The 13,616-nt window shown below is 68.9% G+C and carries 12 protein-coding genes and 1 pseudogene; 3 read left to right on the top strand and 10 right to left on the bottom strand.

The window, feature by feature from the left end; genetic code table 11:
* A partial coding sequence (locus tag SREC43747_RS20735; RefSeq protein ID WP_152528459.1) for a hypothetical protein occupies positions 1 to 98 on the bottom strand: 98 nt, incomplete at its 3' end.
* Between the two features lie 223 nt (positions 99 to 321).
* Between SREC43747_RS20735 and SREC43747_RS0117605 the strand changes: the two genes are divergently transcribed.
* Positions 322 to 1,080, top strand: coding sequence for an SDR family NAD(P)-dependent oxidoreductase (locus SREC43747_RS0117605; RefSeq protein WP_029722665.1), 759 nt, complete (start codon positions 322 to 324; stop codon positions 1,078 to 1,080).
* A 39-nt stretch (positions 1,081 to 1,119) separates the two neighbouring features.
* On the opposite strand, the gene SREC43747_RS0117600 is transcribed toward SREC43747_RS0117605, so the two are convergent.
* Positions 1,120 to 2,739: a TM0106 family RecB-like putative nuclease gene (locus SREC43747_RS0117600; RefSeq protein WP_029722664.1), complete on the bottom strand. Its 1,620-nt coding sequence runs from the start codon at positions 2,737 to 2,739 to the stop codon at positions 1,120 to 1,122.
* Between the two features lie 177 nt (positions 2,740 to 2,916).
* Between SREC43747_RS0117600 and SREC43747_RS22055 the strand changes: the two genes are divergently transcribed.
* Positions 2,917 to 3,510: a DUF6474 family protein gene (locus tag SREC43747_RS22055; protein ID WP_306413801.1), complete on the top strand. Its 594-nt coding sequence runs from the start codon at positions 2,917 to 2,919 to the stop codon at positions 3,508 to 3,510.
* Positions 3,511 to 3,516: 6 nt separating this feature from the next.
* Here the strand turns inward: SREC43747_RS22055 and SREC43747_RS0117590 are convergent, their stop codons facing one another.
* From SREC43747_RS0117590 to SREC43747_RS0117565, 6 genes are all read right to left on the bottom strand, one after another.
* The gene (locus SREC43747_RS0117590) at positions 3,517 to 4,509 is read right to left on the bottom strand and encodes a glycine betaine ABC transporter substrate-binding protein (RefSeq protein ID WP_051388128.1); all 993 of its coding nucleotides are present in this window, start codon (positions 4,507 to 4,509) and stop codon (positions 3,517 to 3,519) included.
* Entirely contained in the window at positions 4,506 to 5,267 is a 762-nt protein-coding gene (locus SREC43747_RS0117585; RefSeq protein ID WP_029722660.1) for an ABC transporter permease, read from the bottom strand. The genes SREC43747_RS0117590 and SREC43747_RS0117585 overlap by 4 nt, the downstream gene beginning before the upstream one ends.
* The gene (locus SREC43747_RS0117580; protein WP_051388127.1) at positions 5,264 to 6,451 is read right to left on the bottom strand and encodes an ABC transporter ATP-binding protein; all 1,188 of its coding nucleotides are present in this window, start codon (positions 6,449 to 6,451) and stop codon (positions 5,264 to 5,266) included. Before SREC43747_RS0117580 ends, SREC43747_RS0117585 begins: the two co-directional genes overlap by 4 nt.
* Positions 6,444 to 7,091: an ABC transporter permease gene (locus tag SREC43747_RS0117575; RefSeq protein ID WP_029722658.1), complete on the bottom strand. Its 648-nt coding sequence runs from the start codon at positions 7,089 to 7,091 to the stop codon at positions 6,444 to 6,446. The genes SREC43747_RS0117580 and SREC43747_RS0117575 overlap by 8 nt, the downstream gene beginning before the upstream one ends.
* The gene (locus tag SREC43747_RS0117570) at positions 7,088 to 8,725 is read right to left on the bottom strand and encodes a BCCT family transporter (RefSeq protein WP_029722657.1); all 1,638 of its coding nucleotides are present in this window, start codon (positions 8,723 to 8,725) and stop codon (positions 7,088 to 7,090) included. The genes SREC43747_RS0117575 and SREC43747_RS0117570 overlap by 4 nt, the downstream gene beginning before the upstream one ends.
* Before the next feature lie 265 nt (positions 8,726 to 8,990).
* Positions 8,991 to 10,637 (bottom strand): BCCT family transporter, encoded by a 1,647-nt coding sequence (locus SREC43747_RS0117565; protein WP_029722656.1) that lies wholly within the window; start codon positions 10,635 to 10,637, stop codon positions 8,991 to 8,993.
* A gap of 1,171 nt (positions 10,638 to 11,808) precedes the next feature.
* Here SREC43747_RS0117565 and SREC43747_RS0117560 point away from each other — a divergent pair.
* Entirely contained in the window at positions 11,809 to 12,534 is a 726-nt protein-coding gene (locus tag SREC43747_RS0117560; RefSeq protein WP_081722669.1) for a copper resistance CopC family protein, read from the top strand.
* Between the two features lie 297 nt (positions 12,535 to 12,831).
* Here SREC43747_RS0117560 and SREC43747_RS19950 read toward each other — a convergent pair whose 3' ends face one another.
* Together SREC43747_RS19950 and SREC43747_RS0117550 are read right to left on the bottom strand one after the other, a co-directional pair.
* The gene (locus tag SREC43747_RS19950; protein ID WP_236623257.1) at positions 12,832 to 13,125 is read right to left on the bottom strand and encodes a hypothetical protein; all 294 of its coding nucleotides are present in this window, start codon (positions 13,123 to 13,125) and stop codon (positions 12,832 to 12,834) included.
* 140 nt (positions 13,126 to 13,265) lie between these two features.
* Positions 13,266 to 13,616 (bottom strand): annotated as a pseudogene (locus SREC43747_RS0117550) (aminoglycoside phosphotransferase); the annotation flags it as partial.

Raw genomic sequence — 13,616 nt, 5'->3', positions numbered from 1 at the left:
TCGCTGCACACCACCCGATGCCCCAGCGACGCCAAGCACGCCCCCGTCGTCAACCCCACATACCCCGTGCCCACCACAACGATCCGCCGCGCGAACATGCCCCTGTTCCCCTCCGTCGTTCCTTCCGATCAATGAAAATCGTTTCACATTTCCGATTCGGGGTTCGCGATTCCGGCGAATTCCCGACGGCGGCGGAAAGCGCCCGGAACCTCGCTCGGAGCTCGGGCCCGCCCGGCCCGCGGACGAGCGCCACCGCTGGTCAAGCGGCACCCCGGGGTGCTAGACATGCCGGGAAGACCGCAACGACCGCGAGAGGACCAGATGCTGATCACTGACACCGCAGCGATAGTCACCGGGGGTGGGTCCGGACTGGGCGCGGCCACCGCGCGCGCACTCGCGTCCCGAGGCGCCCGGGTGTTCGCCATCGACCTGCCGGACGTGGTGGCCAAGGCACCGGCCGTGGACGGGATCACCTACACCGCCGCCGACGTCACCGACGCCGACCAGGTGCAGAGCGCGGTCGACCAGGCCTCCGGCTCCGGAGTTCCGCTGCGAATCGTGGTGAACTGCGCCGGGATCGGCCCGTCAGCCCGCGTGGTCGGCCGGAGCGGCGTGCACGACCTGGACCTGTTCCGCAAGGTCATCGACGTCAACCTGGTGGGCACGTTCAACGTGCTGCGGCTGGCCGCGGAGGCCATCGGCAAGACCGAGGCGGACGAGCAGGGCCAGCGCGGGGTGGTCGTCAACACCGCTTCGGTGGCCGCTTTCGAAGGCCAGATCGGGCAGGCCGCCTACGCGGCCTCCAAGGGAGGCGTCGCGAGCCTGACCCTCCCGGCGGCCCGGGACCTGGCTTCCCGCGGCATCCGGGTGATGACCATCGCTCCGGGCATTGTGGACACCCCGATGCTGGCCACGGTCAGCGAGGAGTACCGCAAGGGACTGGCCGAGGGGGTGCCGTTCCCGAAGCGGCTCGGCGCTCCGGAGGACTACGCGCAGCTGGCGATCAACATCATCGAGCACGACTACCTCAACGGCGAAGTGATCCGAATGGACGGTGCGCTGCGCATGGCGCCCCGGTGATCCGGGCCAGCGGGCTGCCGGGTCGACCGGCAGCCCCGGTCACAGTTCGCTGGCGTGCGGGATCTGCAGCACCGCGTCGGAAGTCATCCACCGCCGCACGGTCCAGGTAGCGCGCACGTCGTCCTCGTTGTACTGCAGCAGCCGTTCCCGCTGCGACAGCACCGGCGGAGCACCGGTGAAGCCGACCGCGTCCCGGTACCAGCGCATCGAGTTCTCCCCGCTGGCCTCGGCGTCCCGCCAGGAGAACCCGGCGCTCGGGGCGATCACCTTCAACCCCTTGCCGTTCGGGCACAAGAACTGGTCGCGCACCAGGGCGAACAGGTCGACCCACTCGTCGGAGGAGATGAACTCGCGGATCTCCTCCACCGTCGGGATGCCGGGTTTGCCGGCGAACCTCTCCGCGGAAGCCAGCAGCCAGCGGTTCTCCGCCAGCTCGTTGTAGCAGTAGGCGCGGAACGTCAGGCCGAGTTCCCGGGTCCGCCGCCGCACCGCGCTGAACCAGGTCCAGAACTCTGCGAACGACCGGGCTTCGTCGTCGGACGGCAGCGGGTCCCAGCTGACGAACGCCCGGTAGCCGTGCGGTTGCCCGATGTCCGCCCCGGACAACCAGCAACCCCACAGGTAGGCCCCGGAGTCGGCGTAGCTCTCCATGTCCACGTCGACTTCCACGTCCGCCCGGGGAACCCGCACTTCCTCCACCCGGCGCACCAGCGGAACCCCCGCCTGCCAGGCCTTGGCCAGCAGCACCGCTTCCGCGGCGCGGGAGGAGGACACCAGCGCTTCCCGGGCCTCCGCCACCGACAACCGCGCCAGGTCGTCCACGGTGGACACTCCGGCGCTGCGCAACGCGGTGGCGTCCTCACCGCGCACCACCAGGGAGACGTCGCGGGTGGCGCGCAGTTGCTCCTCGCAGGTGAGCCGCCACGGGCAGCTCTTGCACGCGTTGATCCGGGACGGTTGCGCCAGCGGTTCACCCCCGGTGGCGGCCGCGGTGGCCACCGCCAACCGGTCGGCGAACCGCGCGTCGTACTCCTCCAGCGCGTTGCGCCCACCCGGCCAGCTCGGGATCTGCAGGTTGTGCCACAGCACCGCGTCGCCGTCCACGCCGATGACCCCGCCGGTCCGCTCGCCCGCGCTCATCCCGAGGGCCTGCAGCATCCGGACGGCGTGCGCCAACCGCAACTGGTCGCGGGGCTGCGGACGCACCTTCCGGGTCTGGTCGACCTGGGCCGCTTCCGGGACCGGGTTGGTCAGCGGGGACATCCGAGCCCCCCGCCCCGGGTCGGTGATCTTGTGCCGCACCACCAGCACCGGGATGTACCCGTCACCGCTGCGGACCAGCAAGTCCACCCCGCCGCGCCGGCCGGTTCCGGGGTCGGCCGGGAACTGGGCGCCGGAGATGAACCGGTACCCGGCCCGCATGGCCTCCAGCGTCCGCTCGGCGCGCAGGTGTTCGGGCACCCGAGCGATCCCCGTCCAGTCCGCGCCCAGCAGCTCGCCCAAGCGGTTGGCGATCCGCTGGCGGTGCGCGGCGGCGTCCGCGATGCGCTGCTCGACACCTGGATCCAGCGGGGCCTGCGGTTCGTCGACCATCGCCGGATCGTGTTCCAGATGTACGCGTCGCCGACAGCGCGTCACCACGCTGGCGTCGAGCAGCACGTTGTCCACAACTGCAGGGTATGCCGTGCGACCGACGGTTCCGGAGCGTCCCCCCGCGAGGAGCACCCGGATCGCTGCGCCACGTGTTCGAACGAATCCGCTGCGTGTCGAGAAACACCGGAATCGGGCTTAAAGTGGCCGCACAGCCGGTCCGCACAGGGGGAGGTGTCAGCTCAGGTGAGCAAACGCACCGCGGGAGCGAAGCTCCTGAAACGGCCAGGCGCGCGCACGGCCCAGCTGGACCGAGCAGACCGCAAAGCCGCCAAATCCGAGCGCAAGACCGCGAAGATCGAGCAGAAGACCGCGAAGCAACAGGCCAAAGCGGCCAAGAAGGGGGAACTCGGGCGGATCACCCCGGGCAACGCGAAGCGGGTCATCAAGGTCCTCCGCATCGTCGGCCCGGCCGTCGCGCCGGTCGTCTGGAGCGCCACCGCGGCGGTCCGGGAGCGCTACGACCGGCTGCGCGCCCGACGCCTGGGCGTTCCGGTGGACGACATCGGCAGCTTCACCGGCAAGGGGGCGAAGCTGCACGCCCGGCTCGCCGGGGACGCCGCCGCGCTGCGGGACCTGCAGGTGCAGACCGGGGCGGCCGACCCGCAGGCGGACCAGTACGCCGAGCAGACCCTGGCCCGCCTGGACCAGCTGAGCAGCGCGGTGCGCGCCGCGGAGCGGATGCCGGCCGGGCGCCGGCGGTCCGCCCACCGCAGCGTGCACCGCGAACTCGACCGGATCGAGGAGGAGCTGCTCAGCAGGTTCGGCGTCCGCCGCTAGCGGTGGTCAGCTCTCCGGCATCCGGACCAAGCCCTGCTCGACCATCCACGCGCGGGCCGCGTCCGCCGGGTCCTCGCCGTAGACGTCCACCCGCGCGTTGAGCTTCATCAGCTCGGCGTTGTCCAGCCGGGACGACACCTGCTGCAGCACGTCCCCGATCTGCGGGTAGCGCTCCAGCGTCTCGGCCCGCACCGTGACGCCCAGGTTGTAGCGCGGGAAGAACAGCTTGTCGTCCTCCAGCACCGTCAGGTTCAGCGCCTCGATCCGCCCGTCGGTGGTGAACACCTCGCCGAAGGTGCACGTCCCGTTGGCGGTCGCCTGGTAGATGGAGCCCGACGACAGGGTCTTCACCTTGGCCGGGTCGGCCTTGAAGCCGTACGTCTGCTCCACCCCGGGCATGCCGTCGTTGCGGCTGGCGAACTCGGAGTCCACGCAGAACGTGGCCAGCTCCGGTCGTTCGGCGATCACCCGGCGGATGTCGGAGAGCTTGCTGACCCCCAGCTGCTCCTCGTTCTGCTGGTTGACCGCGAACGCGTAGGTGTTGTCCACGTTGAAGTTGATCGCGGTCCAGGCGATCCCGTGGCGCTGCAGGTCCTGCTCGCGGACCGCCTCGTACTGGGCCTTCGGGTCGGGGATCGGGTCGGTGTTGCCGTTGTAGCTGATCCACGACGACCCGGTGTACTCCCACAGCACGTCGATCTGCCCGTTGGCCAGCGCGTTGCGCGCACTGGAGGAACCGATGATGTTGCTGAGGTCGCGCACCTCGGCCCCGGCGGCCGCCAAGGCGAACTGCGCCAGGTAGCCGAGCAGGATCTGCTCGGTGAAGTCCTTCGACCCCACGGTGATCGTCACGCCCTCCAGCTCCGGCACCGGCTGGATGGAGCCCGGCGACACCCGCAGCGGGACCGACGAACCGGAGCTCAGCCCGCAGCCGCTCAGCACGGTGCCCGCCGCTGCCGCCGTCATCAGTTTGAGCGCGCCTCGGCGCGACAGCCTCATCGCAACCCCCTCGGCGACAGGTACGTCTCAGCCAGCGCGCCGAGCCAGTCGACCAGCAGCGCGAGCGCCATCGACAGCACGGCACCGACGCTGAGCACCAGCCAGTTGTTCAGCTTGTACCCGGTGTCGATCAGTTCCCCGAGACCGCCGGCCCCGACGAAGACCGCCAGGGTCGCGGTGCCCACCGCCAGCACCAGGGCGGTGCGCAGGCCGGCGAGGATGTAGGGCACCGACAGCGGAAGTTCGATCCGCAGCAGCACCATCGACGCCGGCATGCCGATCCCACAACCAGCGTCCACAAGGGACTTGTCCACTTGTTGCAGTCCGACGATCGTGTTGCGCAGCACCGGGAGCAGCGCGTACACCGCGATCGGCAGCACCGCGATCCAGAAACCGGTCATCCCACCGGTCAGCAGGAAGAACAGCACCAGCAAGCCGAGCGAAGGCGCCGCCTGGCCGATGTTGGCGAGACCGATCACCAGCGGGGCGATCCGGCGCGCCGCCGGCCGGCTGAGCAGCACGCCCAGCGGCACCGCGACCACCAGGACGATCATGGCCACCGCGAAGCTGAGCCAGAAGTGCTCCCAGGTCAGCGTCAGGATGTTCGTCCAGTTGATGCTCCGGGCGGTGACCTCGTCGAGGTCCTGGCTGAACGCGTAGCCCAGCACGGCGCCGACGAGCAGCACCACCGCCACCGGCTGCGCCAACAACCGCAGCCGGTCACCCCGGTCCACCCCGGTCGTGACGGGACTGCTCATGACACGACCTCGACGTCGTCGGCGGCGTGCTCTTCCCGCAGTTCCTTGATCGTGTTCATCACGGTGTCGATGTCCACCACGCCCGCGTACTCCCCGCGGGAACCGGTGACCACGGCCAGCCCGTCGTCGTCGGTGAGGATGGCCTCCAGCGCGTCCTGCAACGTGGACGCCTTGGACACGGTGTCCTCCACCGGGCGACCGGCGTGCTCCAGCGCCGTCACCGCACCGGCGTCCCGGGCGTTGGTCCAGCGCAGCGGGCGGCGCCGGCGGTCCAGCACCAGCCCGATGGCCCCGCGCCGGTTGCCGAGGCGTTCCCGCAGCACCGCCGGCGACTCGTCCACGGTGGCGGTGGGCACCTCGGTCAGCTCGATCTCCCGCACCCGGCGCAGGGTGAGCTGCTTGAGCGCGGCACCGGCCCCGACGAACCCGGCCACCATGTCGTCGGCCGGGTTGGCCAGGATCGCCTCCGGGGTGTCGTACTGCAGGATCTTCGACCGCTCCCCGAGCACCGCGATGCGGTCGCCGAGCTTGACCGCCTCGTCGAAGTCGTGGGTGACGAACACGATCGTCTTGCCCAGTTCGGCCTGCAGGTTCATCAGCTCGTCCTGCAGCACCCCGCGGGTGATCGGGTCGACCGCGCCGAACGGCTCGTCCATCAGCAGCACCGGGGGGTTCGCCGCCAGGGCCCGGGCCACGCCCACCCGCTGCTGCTGCCCACCGGACAGCTGGCGGGGGTACCGGCCGCGGAACTCGTGGGGGTCGAGGTTGACCAGCTCGAGCATCTCGTCGACCCGCTCGGTGATCCGCTTCTTGCTCCAGCCGACGAGCTTGGGGACCATGCCGATGTTCTCGGCGACCGTCATGTGCGGGAACAGCCCGGTCTGCTGGATGGCGTACCCGATCTCCCGGCGGAGCTTGTCGGGGTGGAGCCGCATGACGTCCTGGCCACCGATGGTGATCTTGCCGGAGGTCGGCTCGATCAGCCGGTTGATCATCCGCATGGTGGTGGTCTTGCCGCTACCGGAGGGCCCCACCAGCACCACCGTCTCCCCGGCGGGGATGGTCATGGTCACCGATTCCACCGCCGGCAGCTTTTGGCCCGGGTAGCGCTTGGACACCTCTTCGAGCCGGATCTCGACCCCGTGTCCACCGGCAACCGCGTCGAGCTTGGTTTTGTCAGCCACGAATACCTCTCGAAGTCGTCAGCCGCCCGACCAGCACGTACACCGCGTCGAGCAGCAGCGCGAGAACGATCACCCCCAGAGTTCCGGCGAGCGCCATGTTCAACGCGTTCGCCCCGCCCAGCTGGGAAAGCCCGCTGAACACGAGGTTCCCCAGCCCAGGCCCCTTGGCGTAGGCGGCGATCGCCGCGATTCCCATCAGCATCTGGGTGCTCACCCGCATCCCCGCGAGGATCGCCGGCCAGGCCAGCTGCAGTTCCACCTTGGTGAGCACGCCCAGCCGGCTCATGCCGATCCCCCGGGCCGCGTCCACGATCGACTTGTCGACTGTAGACAGCCCGACGATGGTGTTCCGCACGATCGGCAGCAGCGCGTACAGCACCAGCGTCACCACCGACGGCGCCACGCCCAGCCCGAGCACCGGGATGAGCAACCCGAACAGGGCGAACGAGGGGATGGTCAGGATCGCGCTGGAAAGAGCGGTGGCGATCGCCGACCCGGCGGGGCTGCGGTAGACCGCAACCCCGACCAGGACGCCGATGACCGTCGCCAGCGCGATGCACTGCAGCACCATGCTGGCGTGCTGGAAGGAATCGACCAGCAGTTGCTGCCACCGGGAAGCGACGTAATCGAGCAAACTCACCGGCCGCTGTCTCCCGGTTCGCCTTCCGATTCAGTGCCGTTGTTCTCGACGGGCTCGGTGACCAGCTGGAACTCGCCGTCGTGCTCCTCGTTGCCGATGATCACGGCTTGTTCCAGGACCTCCGCGCCCTTGGCCTCGCGCAGCACCATCGGGTCGCTGCGCAGGTCCTTGACCAGCGCCATGCACATCGCCAGCACCACGACCACGAACGGCGAGGCCGCGATGATCGTGGTGTTGTTCAGCCCGCTCAGGGCGTCCTCGCCGCCGGTCAGCAGCATCACGATGGCGACGCCGCCGATCACCACGCCCCAGAACACCACGACGAACTTGTTCGGGTTGGCGCTGCCGCGCTGCGACATCGAGCCGAGCACGACCGACGCCGAGTCGGCGCTGGTGACGAAGAAGTTGATGATCAGCAGCATGGCCAGCACGCTGGCGACCCCGGTCAGCGGCAGGTTCCGGAACACCTCGAACAGCTGTTCCTCGGCCCCGCCGGCGTCGGCCAGGCCGGCTCCCGAGCGCTCCTGGTGCAGCGCGGTGCCGCCGAGGATGGCGAACCAGACCAGGCTGATCACGCTGGGCACCAGCAGCACGCCGCCGATGAACTGGCGGATGGTGCGGCCCCGGCTGATCCGGGCGATGAACATGCCGACGAACGGGGCCCAGGCGATCCACCACGCCCAGTAGAAGATCGTCCAGCTGGACAGCCAGCTCTGCATCTCCTCGCCGCCGACCGCGCCGGTCCGGGAGATCATCTCGCCGAACTCGGACAGGTAGGAGCCCGCCGACAGCGGGAGGAGGTCGAGGATGAACACGGTCGGGCCGACGAAGAACAGGAACACCGCCAGCAGCAGGGCCAGCAGCATGTTGCTGTTGGACAGCAGCTGGATGCCCTTGGACACGCCCGAGACCGCCGAGATCATGAACGTGACGATCAGCACCGTGATGATCCCGACCAGCAGCGTGTTGCCGACCGAATCGACCCAGCCGACCTGGGTGAGCCCGGCCGCGATCTGGGTGGCGCCGATGCCCAGCGAAGCAGCGGTGCCGAACACCGTCGCGAACACCGCGAGCGCGTCGATGATCCGGCCGACCGGGCTCTCCGAAGCCCGCTTGCCGAAGAACGGCACGAACGCCGAGCTGATCAGCTGCTTGCGGCCGCGCCGGTAGCTGGCGTAGGCGATGGCCAGACCGACCACCGAGTAGATCGCCCACGGGTGCAGCGTCCAGTGGAACAGCGACGTCGCCATCGCGGTCCCGAGCGCGGCGTCCGTGCCCGCCTCCACGCTGCCCGGGGGCGGGCTGGTGAAGTGGGTGAGCGGCTCGCTGACGCCGTAGAACATCAGGCCGATGCCCATACCGGCGGCGAACATCATGGCGATCCACGACGAAGTCCGGAACTCCGGCCGCTCGTCGTCCTCACCCAGCGGGATGCGCCCGTACTTGCTGAAGGCCAACCACAGGGCGAAGACCACGAACGCCGTGCCGGCGAGCGTGAACACCCACCCGCCGTCGCGCACCAGCACCTCCAACGCCGTGCTGGCGAAGGACTGCAGCGACTCGGTCCCGAGCACGCCCCAGGCGATGAACGCCACCGCGGCGATCGCGGAGATGCCGAACACCACCCAGTCCATCCGACCGGGCTGGTCGACGAGCTTGGTGCTCGTCGGCTCGGGCTTTTTATCCGATCTTTCCAACAATTCCGTCGACACAGGCTTCAGCGCCGAACGAACGGCGCTCCCTCCTTTCGGGAGTCGGTCGCGCCCGGACGGTTCCGGAAGCCGGGTTGGCCGGCTCCGGTGCCGATCACGTGCGCCCTGTGCAGTTCCGCCGTCCCCGCCGGGAACGGCCCACGAGCTCTTGCGGTGGACGCGGTGCGCGCCCACCCGGCACGACTCGTCACTTCTTCTCGCCCCCAGCTGTCTCCCCGCCCTTCTCAGCGGGTTCGGTGACCAGCTGGAACTCGCCGTCGTGCGCCTCGCTGCCGGCGATCACGGCTTGTTCCAGGACCTCCGCGCCCTTGGCCTCGCGCAGCACCAGCGGATCCCTGCGCAGGTCCTTCATCAGCGCCAGGCACATCAGCACCATGACGACGGCGAAGGGGAGCGCACCGATGAACGTCAGGTTCTGGACGCCGCTCAACGCGTCCTCGCCGCCGATGGTCAGCATGATCGCGGCCACGGCACCGGTGGCGGCACCCCAGAAGATGACCACCCACTTGCTGGGCTCGATCGACCCGCGCTGGGACAGGGTGCCCATGACCACCGAAGCGGCGTCCGCACCGGAGACGAAGAAGATCGCCACCAGGATCATCACGATCACCGAGGCGATCACGCTCATCGGCAGGTGGCCCAGCACGTCGAAGGTCTGCGCCTCGGCCGACCCGTCGCCGTAGACGTCGTTGCCGCTGCGCTGGCTGTCGATGGCGGCGCCGCCGAAGATCGCGAACCAGACCACGCTCACCACGCTGGGCACCAGCAGCACGCCGCCGATGAACTGGCGGATGGTGCGGCCCCGGCTGATCCGGGCGATGAACATGCCGACGAACGGCGTCCAGGCGATCCACCACGCCCAGTAGAAGACGGTCCAGCTGGCCAGCCAGCTCTGCATCTCCTCACCGCCGATGGCCCCGGACCGCGACGACATCTCGCCGAACTGGGACAGGTAGGCACCGACGCTGGTCGGCAGCAGGTCCAGGATGAACACGGTCGGTCCGACGACGAACACGAAGATCGCCAGCAGCGCCGCCAGCACCATGTTGATGTTGGACAGCCACTGGATGCCCTTGGCGACCCCGGACACAGCGGAGGCGATGAAGCACACCGTCAGCACCGCGATGATGGCCACCAGGAAGCCGGTGCCGACCTCGCCGATCCAGCCGGTGGCCTGCATCCCGCTGCGGATCTGCAGCGTGCCCAGGCCCAGCGAGGTCGCCGAGCCGAACAGCGTGGCGAACAGGGCCAGGATGTCGATCAGCTTGCCGAGCGGGCCTTCGGCGTTGCGCTTGCCGATGAGCGGCAGGAAAACACCGCTGATCAGCTGCTTGCGGCCGTGGCGGAAGCTGCTGTACGCGATGGCCATACCAGCGACCGCGTAGATCGCCCACGGGTGCAACGTCCAGTGGAACAGCGATGTCGCCATGGCGGTGCGCAGCGCCTCGTCGCTCTCCCCGGGGGTGGATCCAGGAGGAGGGGAGACGAAGTGGCTCAGCGGCTCGCTAACGCCGTAGAACATCAGCCCGATGCCCATGCCGGCGCTGAACATCATGGCGATCCACGACGAAGTCCGGAACTCCGGTTCCTCGTCGTCCGCGCCGAGCGGGATCTTGCCGTACTTGCTGAAGGCGAGGTAGAGACCGAAGATGACGAACCCGGTCGCCGCCAGGATGAAGCCCCAGCCGGTGTTGGCGAGCAGCCAGTCCAGCATCTCGGAGGACGTGGTGCTCAGCGACTCCGTGCCTGCGATGCCCCAGATCACCAGGGCGAACATGATGAGCGCGGTCGCCCCGAAGACGACCCGGTCGGTCTTCGGCCGCTTCGGTCTCAACTGTTCCGCTGACCCGGCGGACTGCCCCTTTTCGGGCTCCGCATCGTGAGCTGTTTCGGTCGACACAGGCTTCGGCGCCGACTTTTGGCGACGCCCCCCTCCTCTCTGTCGTCGGTTACGACGATCTAGAACCCCCGAGCCCGCGCAAAGCCCACTGCGGGCCACCTGCTCCGAATCGCCTGCAACCTATAGACCGTGACCCAGCCGGGTTAGCCAAGGCAAGAGCATCAATGCAGGGCGTGGCCGAACCGACACTCAGGCATGGCCGGTGTGACGTTCACACCACCCGATCATCGGACGCGCTCCGTGACCTCCATCAGCCACCGACCACCGGGGTGACATCACCGCGCGTAGCGAATCTCGCCACAACGGGTCACTCCACAGGGGTTGGAAAGCGGCCGCGACCGACACCGCTCAGACGGCCAGTGCCGGCCCCGCGTCCGCCCTCCACGAGCGCGGGCCAGCGAACATTGTAGGGGCTACCCCCTCCCCAAAGGCTACGTTTTCCACATTTTCCCAGCTCAAAGCGGGGCGTGCGACAAGAGGCCGGGGCGGCGCACTCCGCTGACGACCCACCCGCCCGACCGACACCGAAGCCCCGAAGCCAGCCGGAAGCCGCTGAACCGAACAAGAAGTGCGGACACTCTTCGTAGTCAAACCCCCGTTCGGTGCAATCGAGTGTGCGACCGACCTGTGAACACGCACCGCTATCGTTTGCGAAAGCAAACGCGACCACTTTGACTACGCTGCGCAATCAGGCATCCGCCACTCGGCCGCGAATTCCAACACGTCCCCGAACGCCGAAAATCCCGGTGGAACGGATCCCGCAATCGCGCAATCGTTGTCATTTCGTCATTTTTCGCAGGGCGGCATCTGCGCTCGCGCGCGAATAACTCATTCTTCCGAAAAAAGCAAGAAACCTGTTGCACAAATTGCGCGCCGCTTTTGTCGCACAAATTGTCCCGGGATTGCTGCGCTTCGCGAAATGCCGTTCCGCAGCGGTGGTCGCACCATTTCGCGGAAAGCGATCGAAAAGCGATCGAAACGTGGGCTGGAGCACTCCGCCGGACCGAGGGGCGATCGCACCAGAACGCCACCGCAGCGCGCCCCCCGCCCGAGCATGGTCCAGGACACTCCCGGCCGCCCGCAGCAACCCTTCGACCACCTCCGCATGCCTACCCTGGCCGTGGCGAAGCCCCACCGGGCTGTTCCGGCCGCGGTCCCCCGCCCCGGACAGCACCAGGCCGGGGCACCTCCGCGTCCGCGCACGGACGTCCGGCGGCAGCAGTTCGCCACCGACGAAGTCACCACGGGCACGGACCCGCGAAAAGAGGGCACAGTCGTGAAACGTTCGATCGCAGTCACCGTCCTGGCACTCGCCGCGCTGCTGGGACTGGCCGGTCCAGCGGCCGCGCACAACACGCTGGTCAACAGCGACCCGGCAGAAGGTGCGCAGCTGAGCACCGCCCCCACCGAAATCCGGCTGACCTTCGACCAGCCGGCCCAGCCCGACTTCAACACCGTCACCATCACCGGACCGGACGGGGGGGACTGGGCCACCGGCCCCCTCCGCGTGGAAGGCAACTCCGTCATCGCCCCGCTGCGCGAACTCGGCCCGGCCGGGGAGTACACCGTCGCCTACCGGGTGCTCTCCGCCGACGGCCACCCGGTGAGCGGCAAGTTCACCTTCACCCTCACCCAGCCAGGGCCCGGCGCCGCCGAACCCCCGGCGCAGCACCAGCACGGGGACGGCTCGGCGGCGGATCCCGCGCAGCGGGCTCCCGAGGAGACCGCGGACAGCAGCGGCATGCCGGTGTGGCCGTGGATCGCTGGCGCGCTGGTGCTCCTCGCCCTGGCGGCGGTGCTGGTGCTGCGCCTGGGCAAGTCGAACAAGTGAGCTGACCGGCCGCTCGCCCCGGCGGGCACCAGCCGGACCCGGGAAGGGAACCCCTCCACCTCGCGCGGCAGGAAGGTTCCCTTCCACCGCCCGCGGAAGCCGGGAGCTCCCACCGGCCGGGTTCTCCTGCCCCGACCGGACCGGCTCGGAGGCGGTGCCACCGGAGCAGCCGAGCCCCGGTGATCGGCGGAGCCTGCGACGACCGGTCCCTCACCGCGCGCCCACCGGCAGCGCGCGCTCGCCAAGAAGACCAGGCTTCCGCACAGCGGAAAAATTTCTCGATCGCCGAGCGGTCTTTCAGGCTCGGTGAGTTGCTCCATTCCGGTGGACCGAAGAAGACTCCAAACGGAGCAGCACCGCCTTGCTGCGCCGTTGCAGTTCCCGCCAGGACAGCCACCCGTTGGCGTAGTGGCGGTAGGCCTGGCTCAGCAGCACCAGCTCCGCCAGGCGATCCGCAGCACGCCGCCGCCGCTCCTCGGGCAGCGCGGGCAGCAGCACCACCTCGGAATCCACGATCTCGTCCAACGCTTCCGCAGACCGAAGCGCCCGTTCACGCCGCCGCCCGAGCAGCCAGCGCGATGCGATGTCCACAAGTCCCACCTGTTGCCGTCCGTTCCCCCGCTCAGCGGACACGATCACTCGTCCGGTCAACAGCCCCGGATGAGTCATCACGGACGATAACTAATTGAGCGCTATTCGTCGCCCACTTTCCACTCAACGGGCACTCCCGATCAGCGGTAGGGAGTCCACTGCGTGACCAGATCGCCTTCCCGGATGGTGCGCAACCGGTGCTGCACCTGCTCCCGCACCCGCGGATTGCTGCGCGAGATCGGCAAACCGCTCACCGTGATCTTCAACTCCCGCAGCTCGCGGAGCACCTGGAAATCCGCCCACGCGGTCACGTCGAAACCGTAGGCGGAGATCAACTCCTCGTAGCGCTGCGGAGGCTGCCCGGTCCGCAGCCGGCCCACCGCCATCGGGGTCAGATCCCACTCCGGCGGCCCCACGCACATCGAGTCCAAATCGCACAGCACCGGACCGTCCGGTCCCAGGAGCCGAACCTGGTCTCCGACGTGTCGAAG

It is taken from the genome of Saccharopolyspora rectivirgula DSM 43747, from assembly GCF_000497205.1.
GTDB classification, from domain to species: domain Bacteria; phylum Actinomycetota; class Actinomycetes; order Mycobacteriales; family Pseudonocardiaceae; genus Saccharopolyspora; species Saccharopolyspora rectivirgula.
Note: the sequence above shows the minus strand (reverse complement) of the source record. Positions and strands in the feature narration are given on the sequence as shown.

What these genes read in the sequence shown, in the direction of transcription:
- SREC43747_RS0117590 (WP_051388128.1), bottom strand. Translation starts at nt 4,509, where the DNA reads ATGAGGCTGTCGCGCCGAGGCGCGCTCAAACTGATGACGGCGGCAGCG.
- SREC43747_RS0117605 (WP_029722665.1), top strand. Translation starts at nt 322, where the DNA reads ATGCTGATCACTGACACCGCAGCGATAGTCACCGGGGGTGGGTCCGGA.
- SREC43747_RS0117560 (WP_081722669.1), top strand. Translation starts at nt 11,809, where the DNA reads ATGCCTACCCTGGCCGTGGCGAAGCCCCACCGGGCTGTTCCGGCCGCG.
- SREC43747_RS0117585 (WP_029722660.1), bottom strand. Translation starts at nt 5,267, where the DNA reads ATGAGCAGTCCCGTCACGACCGGGGTGGACCGGGGTGACCGGCTGCGG.
- SREC43747_RS0117570 (WP_029722657.1), bottom strand. Translation starts at nt 8,725, where the DNA reads ATGGACTGGGTGGTGTTCGGCATCTCCGCGATCGCCGCGGTGGCGTTC.